The sequence below is a fragment of the Beijerinckiaceae bacterium genome (assembly GCA_004564215.1).
Classification (GTDB): Bacteria; Pseudomonadota; Alphaproteobacteria; order Rhizobiales; family Beijerinckiaceae; genus Methylocapsa.
The window spans coordinates 910,940-930,263 of the sequence record CP024846.1 but is presented as its reverse complement, the minus strand read 5'-3'; the positions used below and the strand labels follow the sequence as shown (position 1 = coordinate 930,263).

General features: G+C 59.5%; 13 protein-coding genes. 7 read left to right on the top strand and 6 right to left on the bottom strand.

Translation table 11 applies throughout. The annotated features are described in order from the left end of the window. Positions 1-195 precede the first annotated feature (195 nt). The 4 genes from CU048_04365 (at position 196) to CU048_04350 (ending at position 6,915) form a co-directional block, all read left to right on the top strand. Positions 196-1,701 (top strand): serine peptidase, encoded by a 1,506-nt coding sequence (locus CU048_04365; protein QBR70633.1) that lies wholly within the window; start codon positions 196-198, stop codon positions 1,699-1,701. A 129-nt stretch (positions 1,702-1,830) separates the two neighbouring features. Further along, positions 1,831-2,514, top strand: coding sequence for a DNA-binding response regulator (locus tag CU048_04360; protein ID QBR72655.1), 684 nt, complete (start codon positions 1,831-1,833; stop codon positions 2,512-2,514). Next, positions 2,501-3,970, top strand: a complete 1,470-nt coding sequence (locus tag CU048_04355) for a two-component sensor histidine kinase (GenBank protein QBR70632.1) — start codon at positions 2,501-2,503, stop codon at positions 3,968-3,970. The genes CU048_04360 and CU048_04355 overlap by 14 nt, the downstream gene beginning before the upstream one ends. Beyond that, complete coding sequence (locus tag CU048_04350; protein QBR70631.1) at positions 3,967-6,915, top strand: bifunctional [glutamate--ammonia ligase]-adenylyl-L-tyrosine phosphorylase/[glutamate--ammonia-ligase] adenylyltransferase; 2,949 nt, start codon at positions 3,967-3,969, stop codon at positions 6,913-6,915. Before CU048_04355 ends, CU048_04350 begins: the two co-directional genes overlap by 4 nt. Here the strand turns inward: CU048_04350 and CU048_04345 are convergent. The 3 genes from CU048_04345 to CU048_04335 form a co-directional block, all read right to left on the bottom strand. Then, positions 6,904-9,264 carry a PAS domain-containing sensor histidine kinase gene (locus tag CU048_04345; GenBank protein QBR70630.1) on the bottom strand — a complete coding sequence of 787 codons (2,361 nt, stop codon included), beginning with the start codon at positions 9,262-9,264 and terminating at the stop codon, positions 6,904-6,906. The genes CU048_04350 and CU048_04345 overlap by 12 nt on opposite strands. 176 nt (positions 9,265-9,440) lie before the next feature. After that, positions 9,441-10,115: a methyltransferase gene (locus CU048_04340; protein QBR70629.1), complete on the bottom strand. Its 675-nt coding sequence runs from the start codon at positions 10,113-10,115 to the stop codon at positions 9,441-9,443. A 45-nt stretch (positions 10,116-10,160) separates the two neighbouring features. Then, complete coding sequence (locus tag CU048_04335; GenBank protein ID QBR70628.1) at positions 10,161-12,833, bottom strand: aminopeptidase N; 2,673 nt, start codon at positions 12,831-12,833, stop codon at positions 10,161-10,163. 237 nt (positions 12,834-13,070) lie between these two features. Here CU048_04335 and CU048_04330 point away from each other — a divergent pair, with 237 nt between their 5' ends. From CU048_04330 to CU048_04320, 3 genes are all read left to right on the top strand, one after another. Continuing rightward, the gene (locus CU048_04330) at positions 13,071-13,616 is read left to right on the top strand and encodes a hypothetical protein (GenBank protein ID QBR70627.1); all 546 of its coding nucleotides are present in this window, start codon (positions 13,071-13,073) and stop codon (positions 13,614-13,616) included. A gap of 10 nt (positions 13,617-13,626) precedes the next feature. Further along, positions 13,627-14,589, top strand: a complete 963-nt coding sequence (locus CU048_04325; protein ID QBR70626.1) for a hypothetical protein — start codon at positions 13,627-13,629, stop codon at positions 14,587-14,589. Positions 14,590-14,759: 170 nt separating this feature from the next. After that, positions 14,760-15,737, top strand: a complete 978-nt coding sequence (locus CU048_04320) for a hypothetical protein (protein ID QBR70625.1) — start codon at positions 14,760-14,762, stop codon at positions 15,735-15,737. A gap of 178 nt (positions 15,738-15,915) precedes the next feature. Here the strand turns inward: CU048_04320 and CU048_04315 are convergent, their stop codons facing one another. From CU048_04315 to CU048_04305, 3 genes are all read right to left on the bottom strand, one after another. Beyond that, positions 15,916-16,335 (bottom strand): hypothetical protein, encoded by a 420-nt coding sequence (locus tag CU048_04315; GenBank protein QBR70624.1) that lies wholly within the window; start codon positions 16,333-16,335, stop codon positions 15,916-15,918. A gap of 95 nt (positions 16,336-16,430) precedes the next feature. Next, the gene (locus tag CU048_04310; GenBank protein QBR72654.1) at positions 16,431-17,702 is read right to left on the bottom strand and encodes an MFS transporter; all 1,272 of its coding nucleotides are present in this window, start codon (positions 17,700-17,702) and stop codon (positions 16,431-16,433) included. 35 nt (positions 17,703-17,737) lie between these two features. Then, the gene (locus CU048_04305; GenBank protein ID QBR70623.1) at positions 17,738-19,150 is read right to left on the bottom strand and encodes a cation transporter; all 1,413 of its coding nucleotides are present in this window, start codon (positions 19,148-19,150) and stop codon (positions 17,738-17,740) included. Positions 19,151-19,324: the final 174 nt, after the last annotated feature.

Below are 19,324 nucleotides of genomic sequence, written 5' to 3'. Positions count from 1 at the left end.
TGCTTTGCCGTGACGCGGGCAGTTGCCGGCAGGCAGCCGAAACGTCTGACGAACCTTACTAAAGTTTCATTCGACCGACATGGCGGCGTAAGCCGGCCCTCCCCATGTTCATTGTCAACACGACGGCATGCCGTCCTGAATTGGCAATGGAGATTTGAAACAATGTCTAATGATCGGCCCCTTCGGCCCGTAAACATGATTTCACCGCCCGTTATCGTGCCCCGAAGCGAACTCCGGGCGACATTGCTTCGTACGGTCGCCGCCGTTGCTCTCGCTGGCGCCCTCATCACGAACGGCGGTTTTAGTCTGCCGAGCTATGCGGCGACCCAGAGCGAAACCGTTCCCGTCATTGCGCCGGTCTCCTTCGCAGATGTCGTCGATCACGTGCGGGGCGCTGTGGTGTCCGTCAAGGTGAAGACGACGGAAACAGCCGATGCCGGCGAGGAGGCGGAGATTCCTCATATCGCGCCCGGCGATCCTCTCGAGCGTTTTTTCAAGCAATTCGGTGAGCGGGGCGCGCCCCATGGGCGGCAAATGAAACCACATGTCACGCAGGCGCAGGGCTCGGGATTCATTATATCTCCGGATGGCTACCTCGTGACGAACAACCACGTCGTCGAGAATGCCACCGAAGTCACCGTCACCATGGACGATGGCAAAACTGTTCCGGCGACCATCGTCGGCACCGACAAGAAAACCGATCTTGCCCTGTTGAAGATCAAGCAAGGTGGCTCTTATCCGCATGTGGACTTCGCCACCGCCGTTCCGCGGGTCGGCGATTGGGTGATCGCGGTCGGCAACCCGTTCGGTCTGGGCGGAACGGTGACCGCCGGCATCGTGTCGGCGCGTGGGCGCGATATTGGCGCTGGACCTTATGACGACTTCCTGCAGATCGATGCTCCGGTGAACCGCGGCAACTCGGGCGGTCCTACCTTCAATGGCCAAGGCCAGGTGGTCGGGGTCAACACGGCGATCTTCTCGCCCTCAGGCGGAAGCGTCGGCATCGGGTTCGCAATTCCCGCCGAGACGGCGCAGAACGTGATTGCCTCGCTCAAGGATAAGGGCGTGGTCTCGCGCGGTTGGATCGGCGTTCAAATTCAGCCGGTGACCGCGGAAATTGCCGATAGCCTCGGGCTGAAGTCGAACAAGGGCGCTCTTGTCGCAGAGGCGCAGCCAAATTCGCCTGCCACCGCGGCCGGAATTAAATCCGGCGACGTGATCCTCGGCATTGACGGTGAACGGATCGACGGTCCGCGCGACCTCGCCCGCAGGGTTGCGACGCTTGGCCCAGGCAAGAAGGCCGATCTGATCTATTGGCATGATGGGTCGGAAAAAACCACCGCAGTCAAGCTTGGCTCGCTGCCGGACGACAAGGAAGCGCGCGTTCAGCCGGGCGCCGGCGAGGACCATAACGCCTTCGCCGGACTCGGGCTCACGCTGGCCCCCGCTGCCAGCGTCCAAGGCGCGGGAAGCCACGGTGTGGTCGTTTCCGATATCGACCCGGACGGCATAGCGGCGCAAAAAGGCGTGCAGATCGGCGACGTCATTCTCGAGGCCGGAGGCCATGCGGTCAATCAGCCGGCGGACGTCAGCGCGGCGCTGGCCGAGGCCAAAAAGGACAACCGCAAGGCCGTGCTTTTGCGGATCAAGGGTAGCGAAGGCACCCATTTCGTGGCTATCGCGATCAATCCAGCTTCCTGAGCCTCACGCCCCCGAGGCTTTGCTTAAGTCCGCGCCGCGTCCCCGTCGTGGCGCCGACTCCAGGAGGCTCCAGGCCGGGAGGCAACTCCCGGCCTGCTGCTTTGCTCAGGAATGAGCTATATGTCGCTGATGCGAATCCTAATCATCGAAGACGATGCCGAGGCCGCCAATTATATGGTCAAGGCATTCCGTGAGGCGGGCCACGTCGCCGATCATGTCGGGGACGGCCTTGACGGCTATGCTCGTGCCCGCGATGAAACCTATGATGTTCTGATCGTGGATCGCATGTTGCCGAAGCTCGATGGCCTCGCGCTCATCGGCAGTCTGCGTGCCCAGAAAATCCAGACGCCCGTCTTGATCCTCTCGGCGCTTGGTCAGGTCGACGACCGCGTCAAGGGCCTGCGGGCCGGTGGCGACGATTATCTCGCCAAGCCTTATGCTTTTTCCGAGCTTCTGGCCCGTGTCGAAGTGCTCGCCCGCCGCAGCCGGCCGGGTTCGGGCGAGGAAACCATCTATCGTGTCAATGGCCTCGAGCTTGACCGCCTCGCCCACAAGCTAACCCGGGACGGCAAGGACATCCAGCTGCAGCCGCGCGAATTCCGCTTGCTCGAATATCTGATGAAACATGCCGATCAAGTCGTCACACGCACGATGTTGCTTGAAAATGTCTGGGATTATCATTTCGATCCGCAAACCAACGTTATAGATGTTCATATTTCCCGTTTGCGCGCTAAGATTGATAAAGGCTTCGATCCTCCGCTTCTCCACACAATACGCGGTGCCGGATACATGATACGTGATGGCTCTCGGTAAGCTCTTTCGCACAACTGTCTTCAAAATATCGCTCGCCTATTTGGCGATTTCCGCGATCGGCGCGGGGCTTGTTCTCGGCAACGTCGGCTGGAACATGAAACATCTGATCGACGAGCAAACCGCGCAGACCATCGAAACCGATATCACCGGACTTTCCGAGCAATATGCACAGGGCGGCATACGCCGTCTGGTCAATATCATCCAGAAGCGGACGCGCCAGCCAGGCGCGGGCCTTTACTTGGTGACGACCCCGGCTGGAGAACCCATCGCGGGGAATATCACCAGTCTGCCGCCGGATATTTTGACCCATCCCGGCCTTATCGAGACGACCTATCAACCTCCGGGCGACACCAGCGGAAAGCATCGGGCTTTGGTCCGCATCTTTGTTTTGTCCGGCGGTTTTCATCTGCTCGTCGGGCACGACCTGGAGGAAGGCGAAAGCTTGCGCCGCATTCTCGGCGAAGCTCTATTGACCTCTCTCCTTTGGCTGGTCGTGTTCGGCACGCTTGGCGGACTGTGGGTTGCACGGCGCGTTCTCAATAGGGTCGACGCCATCAACGCCAATGCGCGGGCCATTGTCGCCGGCGATCTTTCCGGGCGCTTGCCTTTGGCCGGGACCGGCGACGAACTCGACCGGCTGGTCCAAAACTTCAACGCCATGCTGGAACGGATCGCGATCCTCATGGCGGGATTGAAGGAAGTTTCCGACAATATCGCGCATGATCTGAAAACACCCCTGACCCGGTTGCGCGGACGGGTGGAACAAGCCCTGCGGGTCGCCAAGAGTCCGGAGGATTATCGCAGCGCACTCGAAAAAGCGCTCGAAGAATCCGACCGATTGATCCAAATCTTCGACGCTCTGTTGAGCATCGCCCGGGCAGAGGCGGGGGCAGGGCGGGAAGGCATGATCGATTTCGATGCCGCATCCGTTGCCCGAGATGTTGGCGAACTCTACGAACCCTTGGCGGAAGAGCACAGCATTCTTTTGTCCATTTCGGCAGAATCGGGACTCTATCTGCATGGGAGCCGGGAACTGGTCAGCCAGGCGGTTGCAAATCTCGTCGACAATGCGTTGAAATATGGAAGTCCCGAGCCGGCAGGTCCCATGCCCGGCGCGGGTCAAGACTCGCAGGCGATCGAAAGAACTGTCAATCTCGTGGCGCAGCAGTCTGGCGACAAGGTTGAGATCAGCGTCGCAGACCACGGTCCAGGGATCCCTGAAGCCGATCGGGCGCGCGTGCTCGACCGTTTCGTTCGGCTCGAAAGCGCCCGCACGCGGCCAGGTTCCGGGCTTGGACTCTCCCTCGCCGCAGCGGTGGCGAGCCTCCATAATGGGAGCTTGCGGATCGAAGACAACGAACCGGGGCTTCGGGTCGTGCTGAGTCTTCCGGCGGCGCAAATTCGGCGTGGACCGCCAGCGTCGCCAGAGTTGGCGCAGCCGGACCAAGCGGCATGATTGATCTCGTGCCAAACGCAGACGAGAGTCTACCGCTTTGGCAGCGCCTGCGCACAGCGCCGCATCTTCACGACGGCTATCGCGCCGAGTCTCGCCTCAGCGATTTTCTGGCAATGCCAGCGGCGGCCGGCTTGCAAACTCTTGTCGAGAACCCCCGCGTGCGTGCTTTGCTTTTGGCGCTTGCTGACCATTCGCCCTTTCTCTGGCGCTTGGCGACGGCAAATCCTTCGAGGCTCGAGCGGTGTCTAAGCCTCGCGCCGGAAACCTGCCTTCAGACATGCCTGGATTCGCTCGATGAGGTCTGCGATGAGGCCACCGATGAGCCGGTGGTCATGCGGGCCTTGCGGCGCGCGCGGCAAGAAACGGCACTTCTCATCGCGCTCGCCGATTTGGGTGGCGTCCTTGGGGTGATCGAATCGACCGCGGCGCTGTCGCATGCCGCGGATCGTTTTATTTCGGCGGCGCTCCGTTTTCTGCTGCGCGAGGCTGACCGCGCGGGCCGCCTGCGGCTGCCCGATGTCACGGTGCCTGAAGTCGGCTGCGGTCTCGTGATACTGGCGCTCGGCAAGCTTGGTGCGCGGGAGCTTAATTATTCGAGCGACGTCGATATCGTCGTGTTTTTCGATCCCGTATGCAGTTCCATCGCCGGAGCCGTGGAACCTGGAACACTCTATGCGCGGCTGACCAAAGGGCTGGTGCGGCTGCTGCAGGAGCGGACAGCGGACGGCTATGTTCAGCGGGTCGATTTGCGGCTGCGCCCGGATCCTGGCTCGACGGCGATCGCCGTCTCTCTGCCTACGGCCTATTCCTATTATGAGAGCCTTGGCCAGAATTGGGAGCGCGCCGCCTTGATCAAGGCTCGCCCCGTCGCTGGCGACCTGACCCTTGGAGCGGCTTTTCTGGCTAATCTCACGCCGTTTATTTGGCGCAAATATTTCGATTACGCGGCTATCGCGGACATAGCGGCGATGAAGCGTCAGATTCATGCGGTGCGCGGCCATGCCGACATTACCGTCGCCGGCCACGATCTGAAATTGGGTAGGGGCGGTATCCGCGAGATTGAATTTTTCGTGCAGACCCAGCAATTGATCTTTGGCGGCAAGCGTCCGGCGCTTCGCGGCGCCCGCACGCTCGATACGCTCGAGGAACTCGGAAAGGATGGCTGGGTCACGCAAGAAGCCGTGGTGGACTTGCGCACAGCCTATCTATTCTTACGCGAAATCGAACATCGGTTGCAGATGGTCGCCGATGAACAAACCCATCGCTTGCCGCAGGATCCGGAGATTTTGGCGGCGTTCGCGCTGTTTTGCGGCTATGCGCGTAAAGAGGCCTTCTTCAACGAAGTCACGCATAATTTGCAGCTCGTCTCCCATCATTATGCCCGGTTGTTCGAACATTCGCCGCGCCTGGATGCCTCGGCCGGGAGCCTGGTATTTACCGGTGTCGGCGACGATCCGGAGACGATGGAAACTTTATCGCGGCTGGGCTTCAAAAAGGAATCGCTTGCCGCCGAGACGATCCGCGGCTGGCATTTCGGCCGTCGTCCGGCAGTCCGATCCTCGCGCGCCCGGGAAGTGCTGACCGAACTGGTGCCGCTGCTCTTGGACGCATTCGCGCGCTCCGGCGACCCCGACGCCGCGCTGGCCGCATTCGATTCCGCATTGGCCCGCATGCCGGCGGCGGTTGAACTCTTTTCGGTTCTGAAATCCAATCCGCCGATTTGCGAATTGTTCGGAGAAATTCTGGGTGGTGCGCCAAGGTTGGCGCGCGCCGTCATCAGCCATCCGCATTTGCTCGACAATGCGATCGATCCGGATCTCCTCAAGGCGCCGCTCGATGAACAAGCGTTCCGGCAGCGCACCGGACAAATCTTGCAGCGCAAATTCGAAACCGAGGAGTTTCTGGATGCGGTGCGCGATTTTGCGCAGGAGGAGCTTTTTCCCATCGGTCTCCGGCTATGGTCCGGAATGATCGAGCCGGCGGCGGCAGCGATCGCCTATTCCACGCTGGCGGCCTGCATCGTGGAGACCTGCCTTGCGCATGTTGAGCGTGTCTTTGCCAATGAGCACGGCCGTGTGCCTGGCGGCAGGTCGATCGTATTGGCGCTTGGCAAGCTGGGTTCGCGGGAAATGACCGCGGCTTCGGATCTCGATCTTATGCTCATCTATGATTTCGATCCGGCGCATCCGGAGTCGGACGGTCCCCGACCGCTCCACGCGGTTCAATATTATACGCGTATTGCGCAACGGCTCATATCCGCCTTGACGGTTGCGACGCGGCGGGGCCGTCTTTACGAAGTCGACATGCGGCTTCGCCCGTCTGGGGGTAAAGGACCGCTCGCGACGCAATTCGACAGTTTCGTTACCTATCAGACCCAAGAGGCGGAAACCTGGGAGCATATGGCTCTGACCCGGGCTCGGCCGATCGCCGGCGACGTCCAGCTCGGCGTGCAAACCAGCGATGCGATCCAGACCGTGCTGATGCGGCCGCATGGTGATCGTCTACGCCGCGAGGTGAGCGAAATGCGGCACCTCATTGCGCACACGAAGGGGGACAAGGATCCTTGGGACCTGAAACTCGCTGCGGGCGGTCTGATCGACGTCGAATTCCTCGCCCAATATTTATTGTTACGGCATGCACAGGCCGAGCCCGCCATCATCCGCGGTTCGACCCTGGCCGTGATCGAGGCTGCGGGGAAGCTTGGTTTGATCGCAAGTGAGGATGCCGAGGTTCTGGCAAAGGCCTATCGTCTCTTTACCAATGTCACTCAAATTTTGCGCTTGAGCCTGGACCCCGGAAGCAATCCCCGCGATGCCAATGAAGCGGTGACCCGGCGCCTCGCACGGGTTGCGGAACAGCCGAGTATCAGCGCCCTCGAAAGCGCGTTGCATGATACCCGCGCTGAGGTACGGGCGATTTTTCGCCGTTTGCTATCACCCTGCTGAAGCCCGCAGCTTTTGGGGCTCTGCCGGCCGGCGCAGGGCGCCTGCCGCCAGAAGCAGTTTCTGGCGCGGCACGTCCCGCGAATCCGGCAGATGGACGAGGACGATGGTTCCGGTCCCCACCGATGATCGGATGCGGATCGAACCGCCATGCAGATCGACCAGCGAACGCGCGATCGCAAGACCCAATCCCGAGCCCTTCATGCCATTGTCGAGGCTACCATCGATTTGTTCGAAGGGCCGTCCGAGCCGTGCCAGCGGTCCAGGAGGGATCCCCATGCCGGTGTCTTCCACATAGATATTCAAAGCCCCCTGAACGAACCGTGTGCGGACGCTGACGCGGCCGTGATTGGGCGTGAATTTGACCGCGTTGCGCAAAAGAATCGTAAGGATTTTTTCAATCGCCGCGCGGTCGGCGTGAATGTTTTTTTCCGGCAATGTTTCGGCAACGACATTGATTTCCTTCTCGGTGGCGATCGCTTGCACCGCGGCGACCGCGTCACCGACCACAGCGTCGATTTCGAAGTCGCTTTTCTGAAGGTGGACCCGGCCCGCTTCGAGGCGAGACATATCGAGGACATCGGAGATCACGCCGAGCAGATAACGTCCGCTATTGGTTATGTCGCTGCAGTAATCGGCATATTTCGGTGATCCAAGGGCGCCGAATGTTTCTTGCTGCATCAATTCCGCAAAGCCGATGATCGCATTCAGCGGCGTGCGCAATTCATGGCTCATATTGGCAAGGAATTCTGATTTGGCCCGGTTCGCGGTCTCGGCCTCGGCCTTTTGCTCCAAATATCGTTCGGCGAGGTCGGCGAGCTGTTGCGCCTGCACTTCCAGGGTTTGGCGCGACTTGCGCAAATCGGCGACCGTTGCCATGAGGCGGCGCTCGGATTCCATCAATTGCTCTTCGTGGCGTTTGAGGGCGGTGATGTCGGTTCCGACCGAAACATAGCCGCCGTCCTTGGTGCGCCTTTCGTTGATCTGCAGCCAGCGGCCATCGCCTAGCCGCGCCTCGTAGGTGCGCGCCCCGGCGAGCGGGCGTTCGCCGAGCGGGATTTGGGTCTGGATGAGCGGCGGCGTTCCTTTCGACATGACTTGCGCATAGGGCGTCCCGGCGAGGATTGCGTCGCTCGCCAGATGATGAAATTTTTGAAATTTTGAATTGCACATGACCAGCCGATTGTCGGCATCCCAAAGCACGAAGGCTTCGGAAACGGTCTCGATCGCGTCGCGCAGGCGGATGTCGGCGGTGGCGGTGCGTTCCGCCAGCGCCTTTTGTTCGGTGATGTCGACCGCAATTCCGACGAGGTGCGGTGTTTCGCCCGGCCGCTCTTGGACGAGTTCGGCCCGCGAACGCAACCAGATCCAATCGCCTTTGACGGTCTGCATCCGGAAGGCATGATCGATCGTGTCGGCTTTCGAGCCGGTCAGCATCTCCGCCATCATCGCAAGATCGCCATCTTGCGGATGAACCAGCGCATTGATGTCGCCAAATGACATGAACTGGCCGGTTGGCTCCATGCCGAGGATCTCATACATGGAATCCGACCAGTAGATGCGCCCGCGGGCGAGATCCCAATCCCAGAGACCGCAGCGTCCTCGGCTGAGCGCCGTATCGACCCGGTCCTGCATCCGTTCGCATAAGTGATCGGACTCGCGGGCGCGGGAGGCTTGCCAGAAATAGGCAATGGCCAGCGCCACGAGCACAAGGACGGTGCAGATGAGAAGGACCGCAACGCGAAGGGTGGCCGCTTCCCAGTCGGAGAGCACGGCGGCCATGGGATGAATGATGGCCAGCTGACCAAAGGGCGGATCGAGCGTGCGTACCGTCGCCAAGGCGTCCGAGCCGTCCGCCAAATCGATGCGCAACACGCCGGCCTTCTCGGCGAACACCGTCAATGGCTGCGCCGGCCCCAAATAATCGTTCAGCGAACCGGTGAAGCCGCGCAAAGGCGGCACGCTCGCTGCGATGTTGCCGGCGCGGTCGGTCACGATGAGCTGTTGGCCCTGGGCCAACAGGCGGGACGGCACGGCCTGGCTCAGAACCGTCTCGGCGTCGCTTTCCGACGCCTGTTTGAGCGCAGTATTCACGTCACTGGCAGCGACTGCGGCGGCCAATTCGAGTTCGGAAAATGCATCCGTAACCGCGCGATCATAGGCTTCGCGCGTCATGATCACGGTGATCGAGACAAGCACCCCGATGAAAAGCACGACCATGGCCGGCACAGCGCGCCGGACCCAAACTTCCACCTTGGCTAAACGTAGAGTCGCAGATTGCGTCGTCGTACAGGCAAGTACGCGCAATGCCCCTGCGTGCGCAGAAGCATGCGCCGCGTCTGCGCGCGCCATGTCAGGCCCCCTCGAAACTGACCGGAGTGATGTGCCGCACCTCTCCGAATCAGCTCCATGAGAGTCTGACTTTTAGATTTTGTCCAGAGATTAATGAAGAGTGAACGCAGATTTGATCGCGACGCTGCAGATTGCCTTAGCCCTGCGATCGGGTAGGGCGGGCGGCGGGGCACGAGCTAGACATTATCGGTGACCAGGACCAGGGTAAAACCGTCATAGCCCTTGGCGCCGACGGTTTGGATCGCGGTCGCACTGACCCGCGGTTCGGCGGCGAGAACACTATTGAATTGGCGAATGCCCAGCACGTCGGGATCGTCATTTTCGGGATCGACCACCGCCCCCTCGCGCACGACATTGTCGACGATGATCAAGCTTCCGCGCCGGGAAAGCTTCAATGCGAACATGAAGTAATCGGGGATACTCCGCTTGTCGGCGTCGATGAAGGTAAGATCGAAGGCACCGCCGCCCTCGCCGGCAAGACGTGGCAAGGTGTCCAAGGCGCGCCCAATGCGGAGGTCGACCTTGTCCGCCAAACCCGCCCGCGAAATATTCGAAAGAGCGATTTCGGCGTGCCTCGGGTCCATCTCGAGCGTGACCAAGCTTCCCCCAGGCGGGAGCGCGCGGGCCAGCCAGATCGTGCTATAGCCGCCGAGTGTGCCAATTTCCAAAATTCGCCGCGCGCCTTGCAGACGCGCCAGCAGATGAAGGAACTTGCCCTGGCTGGGCGTGACGCTGATGGCCGGCAGGCCGGCCTTATTGCTGGCTTCGATTGCAGCATCCAAGGCGGCATCGGACGGCACGAGCATGTCATTGATGTAGCGGTCGACCTTTGTCCAGATGGCCTCTGTCATGGTCTGTCCTCAAGCTTGCAAAGAATAAGAGACGTCGGCGATCTGTTAGGCAAGCGAACGTTCGACGATGTCTTTTACATCGGGAGACAGTCCGGCCGCACCGGCGACGTGGCGCAAGGCACGTTCGGCCAGTGTCCGGCGCTTTGGTTCCAGAGTTCGCCAGCTTTTGAAGGCGGACAAAAGCCGCGCCGCAACCTGCGGGTTTTTGGCGTCGAGCTCAAGGACCATCGCCGCCACGAAATCATAGCCGCTGCCATCTGGGGCGTTGAACTGGGTTTGGTTTCCTGCCGCGAAGGCGCCGATGAGCGATCGAACCCGGTTCGGATTTTTCATCGAGAATGCCTGGTGACCCATAAGGGCTTTGACGCGGTCCAAGGTGGCTTGTTCAGGAATGATGGCCTGCATCGCAAACCATTTGTCGATGACCAGCGCATCGCCGGCGTGGGCGCGATAGAAGCCGGCGAGGGCCCGCTCCCGTTCTAGGCCTGGCAATTGGGCGAGCACGCCGAGCGCGGCGATCTCGTCGGTCATTGTCTTGGCGGTCTCGAACTGGCATGTGGCAAGCAGCGCGCCTTCGGTTCGATCTCCGGCGGCGAAAAGATCGAGTGCGGTGTTGCGCAGAGCGCGCCTTCCCGCGGCCACGGCGTCGGGCGAATAGGGTCCATCATCCGCGAGCCGATCGTAGGTTGCATGCAAGGTGCCCTTGAGGTCCTCCCCGATGGCCTTGCGCAAATCTTCGCGGGCAAGATGGATTGCATCTGGATCCACATCCTCACCGATCTCGCGCGCAATGTCGGCTTCGCTGGGCAATGCGATGGCCTGCGCCGTAAAGGCCGGATCGGCGCTTTTTTCGATTAGGATCCGAAGCGCCCCAATGAATTCATTGTCGCGCTGGGGTGTCTTATTCGCACGAATGAGTTCAACCGAATGCATGAGCAAACGGGCTGCATAGGTCTGCACGGCCTGCCAGCGGTTGAACCCGTCGCTGTCATGGGCGATGAGGGTAATGAGATCGGCCTCACTCACCGCGTGGTCAAGCCGGACCGGCGCCGAAAATCCTCTGAAGAGGGAGGCAACCGGGCGGACCGGTATGTCGCGAAACAGGACCCGCCGCCGCGGCGTCGAGAACTCAAGGACCCCGCGCGACAATTCCGCCGCACTGACGCCTTCGCAACGCGTGGCGCCGAGGTCCAGATCGCCTTGATCGGGAACGACGAGACCGAGTTCAATCGGAATGACAAAAGGCAGTTTCTTATCTTGGCCTGGTGTCGGTTTGCAGCTTTGCACAAATTCGAGTGTGAAGAGCTTTTCGACTTCGTCGTAGGAAGATGTGACTTCGACGACGGGGGTGCCGGATTGATGATACCACCTGGAAAATTCGGTCAAATCCCGCTGCGCGGTCTCGGCGAAACAGGAGATGAAATCCTCGATCGTGGCCGCAGTCCCGTCATAGCGATCAAAATAAAGATCCATGCTCTTGCGAAAGGCGTCGTCGCCGATGAGCACTTTCAGCATGCGGATGACTTCGGCGCCTTTTTCGTAAATCGTGGCAGTGTAGAAATTATTGATTTCAAAATAGCTGTCCGGCCGCACATTGTGGGCGAGCGGTCCCGCATCCTCGACAAATTGTTGCGCGCGCAAGGTGCGCACGTCGCTGATCCGCCGCACCGGGGCGGAACGCATGTCGGCTGAAAACGCGTGATCGCGGAAGACCGTCAGGCCTTCCTTGAGGCAAAGCTGGAACCAATCGCGGCAAGTGATCCTGTTGCCGGTCCAGTTGTGAAAATATTCATGCGCGATTACCGCTTCGATTTGGGCGTAATCCGTATCCGTTGCGGTCACGGGAGAAGCGAGAACATATTTGTCGTTGAAGATATTCAGGCCCTTGTTTTCCATCGCTCCCATGTTGAAATCTGAGACCGCCACGATGTTGAAAACGTCGAGATCATATTCGCGGCCATATTTTTCTTCATCCCAGGCCATCGAGCGCTTCAAGGCATCCATCGCATAAGCCGCGAATGGTTCCTTCCCATGTTCGACATGGATCCCAAGCGCGACTTTGCGTCCTGAGCGAGTGATAAATTCATCGAATATCGAGCCCAAGTCGCCGCCGACGAGGGCGAACAAATAGGCGGCCTTTGGATGCGGATCGTGCCAAACCGCAAAGTGACGCGAGGTTCCCTCGATCTTGCCCTCGGCAATTTTGTTGCCGTTTGAGAGGAGGAGGGGCGCTTCGGAAAGGTCCGCCTCCAGTCTGACTGTATAAATGCTGAGGACATCGGGCCGGTCGAGAAAATAAGTGATGCGGCGGAAACCTTCGGCTTCACACTGCGTGCAATAGGCAGATCCCGACCGGTAGAGTCCCATCAGCCTCGTATTCGCCTGGGCATCGATTTCGGTTTCTATATCCAAGGTGAAAGCGCGCGCGGGCGGCGCCGTCAATGTGAACTGGTTGGGGGTGATGACACCGAATTTTGGATCCGGATTTTGCATATCGAGTTCGATGCCATCGAGCGCGATCCGCTTGGCGACGAGGGCATCGCCGTCCAGAACGAGGGGCGCCTTCGGTCGGCCCTGCGGGTTTGGGCGGATCGCGAGGCGCGCCATGACCCGGGTCGCCGTCGGATGAAGCTTGACATCGAGATCGACCTTGTCGATCAGATAATCGGGAACCCTGTAGTCTTTCAGGCGAACGGGCTCGGCGATATCGGTACGCATCGAAACCTCTATAGTTTGAGACGGCGGGACATATAGTGCACAGGGAAAAGGGCGATCCTAGGGTCGAGCCCCAACGGGCACAAAATGCGCTCCGCTACCCAGGCGGCCCGATCCATGAATTGATAAACGCAGCTCAAGAATACGCATAATCTCTTCTCGAATTTTCGCCATCCCACGGAAAATTCAAGAAGAGATCCAAAAAGCCGCCCGATTGGCACAAAAAGGGAATGTAAGAGAATGGCTGGAAAACTCGCAAAGTCGATCTTGATTGTTTTTGTCGCCACGGCGCTACCTTATGCCGGCTGGGCGCACGGACCGTCACGGCAGAAACTTACCGAGTCCATTGAAATCAATGCACCTCCTGCCAAGGTTTGGGCCACAATTGGCGATTTTCAAGATATGAGTTGGCTCGCCGGTGTGGTCAAGACCACTGGCACGGGTGGCAACCAGCCGGATGTTGCCAAACGCCAGCTCGTTCTCGATAATGGTGCGACGATCGACGAAAGCCTGTTCAAATATGAGCCGGCGGAAATGAGTTATTCTTACCGCATCGATAACGTCGATGTGAAAGTTTTGCCGGTCAATAATTATTCCGCAACCATCGCTGTTTCTCCTGCCGAAGGGGGCAAGAGCAAGGTCGAATGGCGTGCCGCCTTTTATCGCGGTTTTCCCAATAACGACCCGCCGCCGGAATTGAACGACGAGGCCGCGCTAAAGGCTGTCGGCAAGATTTTCCATGCCGGCCTCGAAGGTCTCAAGCAGAAAGTCGAGGCAGCCAAGTGACAGGCGTCCGATGAGGGGCTGGGACGTGAAAGCGCGCTTGCTTTGGCTCTGTCTGGCGCTGCTCCTTGGCCGCGCTCCCGCGGGGGCCGGCGAGGCCTTCATCACCGACCAAACCGGCGATGAGGTCAGCGTGCTTGACCTCGCGTCTCGGCAGGTCGTTGCGCGTATTCCGATTTCGGGCAAGCCGGCCGGCATCGCAATGGCCCGCGACGGGCGAACCGCTTATGTCACAAGTCCAGAAGCTAAATTTGTCTCGGTCATCGATACGGTTTCGCGCAAGGTCGTCGCGCGGATCGCGATTCCGGACACGCCGCTCGGCATCGCTGCCGATCCAGGCGGGGGCTTCATCTATGTCGCCGGTTTTTATGAACCGCGCCTTTATAAAATCGATCTGGCAACCGGCACCATCGTCGCAACTGTGACCGTCGGTGCATCCCCCTCCGGCGTCGCCTTGACGTCCGATGGTTCGCTGATCGTCACAGCGGATCGCGACGACGATCAGATCTCGATCATCGATGCAAAGACCTTCACCCGGAAGGGCACGATCAAGGTCGGCGCCCATCCATTCGGCGTCACCATCGATCCGCAAGGACAGCGCGCCTATACCGCGAATGTCGAAGGCAATGATGTGTCCGTCGTCGATCTTGTTGGCCGCAAGCTTCTTGGCAGCGTAGCGGTCGGCAAGCGGCCCTACGCCGTCGCGCTGGCAAAGGGGCTTGGCTTTTCGACCGACCAGTATGGCGGAACGGTTTCTGTGTTCGATCTCGCCACTCTGCAGCCGGTCAAGCGGATTTCGGTCGGAGACTATCCGGAGGGCATAGAGACCAGCGCTGACGGCAATAGTGTCTATGTCGTCAACTGGTTCTCGAATGAAGTGTGGGTCATCAATGCGGAAACGCTCGCCGTGACGGCGAAAATGCCGGTCGGCGACGGCCCCCGCGCCTTTGGAACTTTTTTGCGCGAAACGCTCTGAATTTCGGAATGAGCCGGCGTCGATTTTAGGCTGCCTTTACGCACGCCATACTCAACGGGAGGGAAACCAGCGCGGACCTGCTCTGCGCCGGAGGCTGACGACGGCATCGTGGCTCGCTGAAGTGTCAAGGTCGACCGGCCAAGGCCGCTCTCCAATTGTGGTGAGGTTTTATGCGGGATCCTTTTTTCAATATAACCCGCCTCTTCCTGGAAGAGGGAGAGAGCGATTTTCATCCTTTAGAAAAAGGCGAGGGCATTGTGGTGACCCTTGGTCCGAACACGTATTTTTTTGATCAGCCGGGCCGCTCCGTTTGCCGATGGCCGGGAACAAAGAATGTTCCGCGCCAGAGCCCGCATCCGATACCGCAGCACTCGTGGATCATGAATGAGTTCAACACCTTCATGCGCATGCTTTGTGGCGGCGGGGATGTCAAACTCAATATGATCAAGACTCTGACCAAGCAACGCGAGATATTATTGACGGCGGGCGATGGCAATGTTGTCGAGAAAATCGACTTGTCGGATCTTGCCAAGGAGGGCGCGCCGCCGCTTCAGTTTTTGCAGACTGCCTATCTATGCTCATCGCCCAATGTGGTGATGAGATCGGTGCCCTGCAATGCGTCGGTGATGAGTTGGTCGCGCGCTCCCTATGCCTATAGGACTTATCCCATACGCAATTTTTCCAAGCCTGCCATTTTGTGTCTTGCCGGCCGGACGATGGTATGGTGCGAACGATTGGAACCGGGCGAGAGCCGAGACTTTGCGCTCGGCAATGTCATCGCCGCGACCATCAATGTCGACTCCAAGCTCCGGCCGACCAGCCTGTGCCATCCCGATGATTATAAAGCCGCCATTACCGAGAAGGGGAAGTTCAACGAAAAAAATCTGTCGCGGAAGTCTAAAAGGGCGCTCGGTATGATTCGAGTCAGACTGCGAGAATTTGCTGCCGCGACCAGAATCCTTTTTAACTCGGTGAGAGCCCGCGAAGGGTTCTTCGTGTGCGAATTGACCAATCATTCGGACCAACCGGCCTATGTATATGTCCAGCTTAACAAAAGCGGGTTTTATGGCGGCACCGGCTTTGTCGGCATTGCCATCAAGATCCTTTCCTCTTTCTTTCGACTATCGCATCTGTCGATAGGACGGTGATGTCCAAAAACAACGGCGCGCGCGGGGCCAGTGGCAAGCGGTCCGACGTCGTGGCTCGCGAAGAAACCCGATTTTTGAAACCCGCGCCGCCGGAAACAGTGTTTATGCCGTTAGGACTTTTTTGCGCGACCCGCTTTGAATTTTCGTAAGGCTTCGTGTCGTCGACTGATCTCGCATTCTAGTACACGATAAAGGCAGCACGCACCGACATCACCAGCAGAACGAACGACGCGGCCATGAAGATGGCAAAGCGAAGCATGACAACGTTGACAATCGCCTGAACGAGACTATGCGCAATTCGCAGGCCGACATACAGCCAAGCGAGGCCGGTGTTCAAACCTTCGCCTGCCCCAAGCAGCGCCAATGTCAACGTCACAGCATAGAAGAGGGTTGGTTGCTCCATGAGGTTGTTGTAATTATCCGCCTTCCAGCGCACCCGGGCGGGTAGCTGAGCATGAAACTCTTCGGCGGGACGGTGGGGGTCGTAGACTATTTTGCCCATCGTTACCGCCGGAATACGCGTCGCATAGAGCCAAGCCCACATTACGAACGACCATAGGACGAGCGCGACAAGTGGCGCGAGTATCGGGCTGTGCAATATTCTATCTCCTATTGGAAAAGTCCTTCAGGCTTCGAGCGATCCCTATTCCATCACGGGCGAGCGCAAAGCCAGGATGCTTTGCGGCCCCCTCCTCAGGCCTCCCCGCGCAGCACGGCCTTGCGCACGTAGTAAGCCGCGCCGATGTTGAGAACGCCGAGCGCGGTGAGGAGAACCGGCTCGGTGACACCGAAACTTTTGCTTTGGAGCAAGGCGGTCGCCAGCACGCCCAACACAATGAAGGCCGAGTTGAGGATATTTACGCCGCCGACAATCCGCGCGCGCCGCTCCTTGGGCGCGTCGGCCTGGATCGCGGTGAACAGTGGCACGACAAAGAGGCCACCGGCGCAGGCCAGACCGGCGACATCGCATGCGATGCGAATGCCGGCTGCCGAGCGGAAGAATTCGCCGAGTCCAACCTCCACGGTTGCCACCGGCAGCAATAGAGTGGCAACACCGAGGTCGATCAGAAAGGCGGCCATGGCGAGCGCTGCGAAGGGCACCGGCTTCAAAAAAATGCGGCCATGCGCGATGACTGCCGCGGCAATCGAGCCGATTCCGATGCCGAGCGCGAACAGCGCGCTGACAGCCGTTTCAACTTCTATGCCGCCTCCTGTCTTGTTGCGCACAACCACAGGTACCAATGAAAGTGCGACGGCCCCGCTCATCCAGAACCAGGAGACCGCCATGCTCCTTGTCCAAAGAATGGGATCGGCCGCGATCTCGCTCAAAAGCGCGCGGGTCGATGCAAATATATTCGGATTTGCACGCAGATCGGGCGCGGCACGTCCCGTCGACGGAATGAAAAGACTGGCCGCATAGCAGGCAATGGCAATGGCCATAAGCTGCAAGACGGTTCCTTCCGGCGCACGTCCGGTTGCGGAGAGGCCCCCGGCGATCAGTCCAAGAAAAATGGCGATGAAGGTGGCCGCCTCGACCAGGGCATTGCCGGCGAGGAGTTCGTCCTTCACGAGAAGATCCGGCAGGATTCCGTATTTGAGCGGGCCGAACAAAGCACCGACGACCCCGAGTCCGAAGAGCGCCGCGTAAAGCAGCGGGAGCGACCCCAGCCACAGGCCAAGGGCCGCGACCATTTGGACGAATATTTCTGCGAACTTCAGATGGCGTGCAAGGCGTGCTTTGTCCTGCGCGTCGGCCAGTTCGCCACCGAGCCCCGAGAGGAGAAGCGACGGCAGCATGAAAATGCCGACCGCCAGCGTGATCAGGGGGCCCGCTTCGCTTTCTCCGAGCCTGAACAAGATCAACATGGCGAGCATGTTGCGTACGAAATTGTCGTTGAAGACGGAAAAAAACTGGCACCAGAACAGGGGAGCGAAGCGGCGGACCCGCAGCAGATTGGCCAGCATCACAAAGGGCGGGGTCGATGGGTCGAGATTTTTGCTCATGCGCGTAACGGCTCGGCGTGGCCGACGATCCTGACGATGTCGGCGAAATCGGCGCGCATCTTGCGCTCGAGCTCGTCGACATGATCGTGCACTTCATCGACGCTGAGGCTGGGGCTGACCCGGCAATGATAATTGACGACCAGGCCCGCCGGGGTTTTTCTCACCCTGACGCTGTGAACATCGTAAATTGCGCCTGTGCTAGGCGCGAATTTGGCGAGGGCGGAGGCGATTTCGGCCCGCGTTGCCGGGGGCGCGTCGTGACCGTGCAACTGGCGAGGTTCGAGGGGTTCGATGTGGGTCTCGACCTCGATATCGGACCCAAGTTCGCGACCGATCTCGGTTTCAAGCCCCGTGACGATTTCATGCGCATTGCCATGCGGCATGCGGCCGTCGAGTTCGACGTCGAAGCTGATCGACGTGCGGCCGCCCAATTCCTGCATGGTCACGTGATGCACCGGAAGATGGCGTTTCGCGGCGATCAGGAGAACCCGTTCGAGAATCGTTTCGTCGTCGAGCGCGATCGGTTCCGCGGAGACGGTCACCGCAACCTCTGGATGGCGGGTGGTGATGGCCGTTGCGACATTTGTTTTGATCGCCGCAACTTTTTCGAGCGGTAAAGTCCGCGATACGGTGATCGCCAGTTCACCGACGACCTCCGCACCTGCCGGGCGTAGCCGGAGGCTCTCGACCTTGATCACGCCTGGAACCGACTGGGCGATCGATTTGATCTGCTCCGTGAGGCCTTTCGGTGCGGTATCGACCAGAGTGTTGACGGTCCGCCGCGCGATCTGGAAGCCAGCGACCGCGATGAAAGCCGCCACCCCGAGAGCTGCGACCGCATCGCCTTGAGGATAGCCGTAATGGGCAGCGGCAAGACCCCCGAGTGCCATTGTGCAGCTGACGATATCGCTCGAAAAATTCAAAGCGTCGGCGGCAAGCGCCTCGCTTTTGGTGGATTTCGCGATCCGGCTGAGATAACGCCAGCGAAAAAAATCCACAACGATCGAGATGACCAAGATTCCAAAGGCAAGCGGATTGGGGTCGATGGTGGCCTCATGGCCGGCGAGGCGCTTGATGGCCTCGACCAGAATATAGGCGGCGAGCGCGAACAAGCATCCCGTCTCGATCAGCGCCGCCAAGGCTTCGACCTTGGCGTGACCATATTGATGATCCTCGTCGGCCGGCTTATTGGCGATCCTGATCGCGAAATAGGTGAGGATGCTTGTGGCGACATCGGCCAAATTATTGCCGGCCTCGGACAAGACCGCCAGCGAGCCCGAGGCGATGCCAGCAACGAATTTGCTGGTCGTTAAAAGCACACTGACAGCAATCGAAGCGAGCGCGGCCCTCTCCTTGAGCCGACTGGCTCCGTTCGCCAATTCTTCCGATTTTTTCGACGCGCTCGTCATGGCCTATGCCTGATCCGCGAAAATGAAACCCTTTTGAGTAAAAGCATGCGGCAGCAAAAGGTTTTGAACGATCGCAGGCCTTTGTAAGAAACTTTGGCCCCGGGCCACGGCGTTAAGGGTTTATCGGGAGCTTTGCAAGGGGGCCACAAAATTGCTCATTCCTGCTATATCTAA

What these genes read in the sequence shown, in the direction of transcription:
- CU048_04365 (QBR70633.1), top strand. Translation starts at nt 196, where the DNA reads ATGATTTCACCGCCCGTTATCGTGCCCCGAAGCGAACTCCGGGCGACA.
- CU048_04360 (QBR72655.1), top strand. Translation starts at nt 1,831, where the DNA reads ATGCGAATCCTAATCATCGAAGACGATGCCGAGGCCGCCAATTATATG.
- CU048_04355 (QBR70632.1), top strand. Translation starts at nt 2,501, where the DNA reads ATGGCTCTCGGTAAGCTCTTTCGCACAACTGTCTTCAAAATATCGCTC.
- CU048_04350 (QBR70631.1), top strand. Translation starts at nt 3,967, where the DNA reads ATGATTGATCTCGTGCCAAACGCAGACGAGAGTCTACCGCTTTGGCAG.
- CU048_04345 (QBR70630.1), bottom strand. Translation starts at nt 9,264, where the DNA reads ATGGCGCGCGCAGACGCGGCGCATGCTTCTGCGCACGCAGGGGCATTG.
- CU048_04340 (QBR70629.1), bottom strand. Translation starts at nt 10,115, where the DNA reads ATGACAGAGGCCATCTGGACAAAGGTCGACCGCTACATCAATGACATG.
- CU048_04335 (QBR70628.1), bottom strand. Translation starts at nt 12,833, where the DNA reads ATGCGTACCGATATCGCCGAGCCCGTTCGCCTGAAAGACTACAGGGTT.
- CU048_04330 (QBR70627.1), top strand. Translation starts at nt 13,071, where the DNA reads ATGGCTGGAAAACTCGCAAAGTCGATCTTGATTGTTTTTGTCGCCACG.
- CU048_04325 (QBR70626.1), top strand. Translation starts at nt 13,627, where the DNA reads ATGAGGGGCTGGGACGTGAAAGCGCGCTTGCTTTGGCTCTGTCTGGCG.
- CU048_04320 (QBR70625.1), top strand. Translation starts at nt 14,760, where the DNA reads ATGCGGGATCCTTTTTTCAATATAACCCGCCTCTTCCTGGAAGAGGGA.
- CU048_04310 (QBR72654.1), bottom strand. Translation starts at nt 17,702, where the DNA reads ATGCTGGCCAATCTGCTGCGGGTCCGCCGCTTCGCTCCCCTGTTCTGG.
- CU048_04305 (QBR70623.1), bottom strand. Translation starts at nt 19,150, where the DNA reads ATGACGAGCGCGTCGAAAAAATCGGAAGAATTGGCGAACGGAGCCAGT.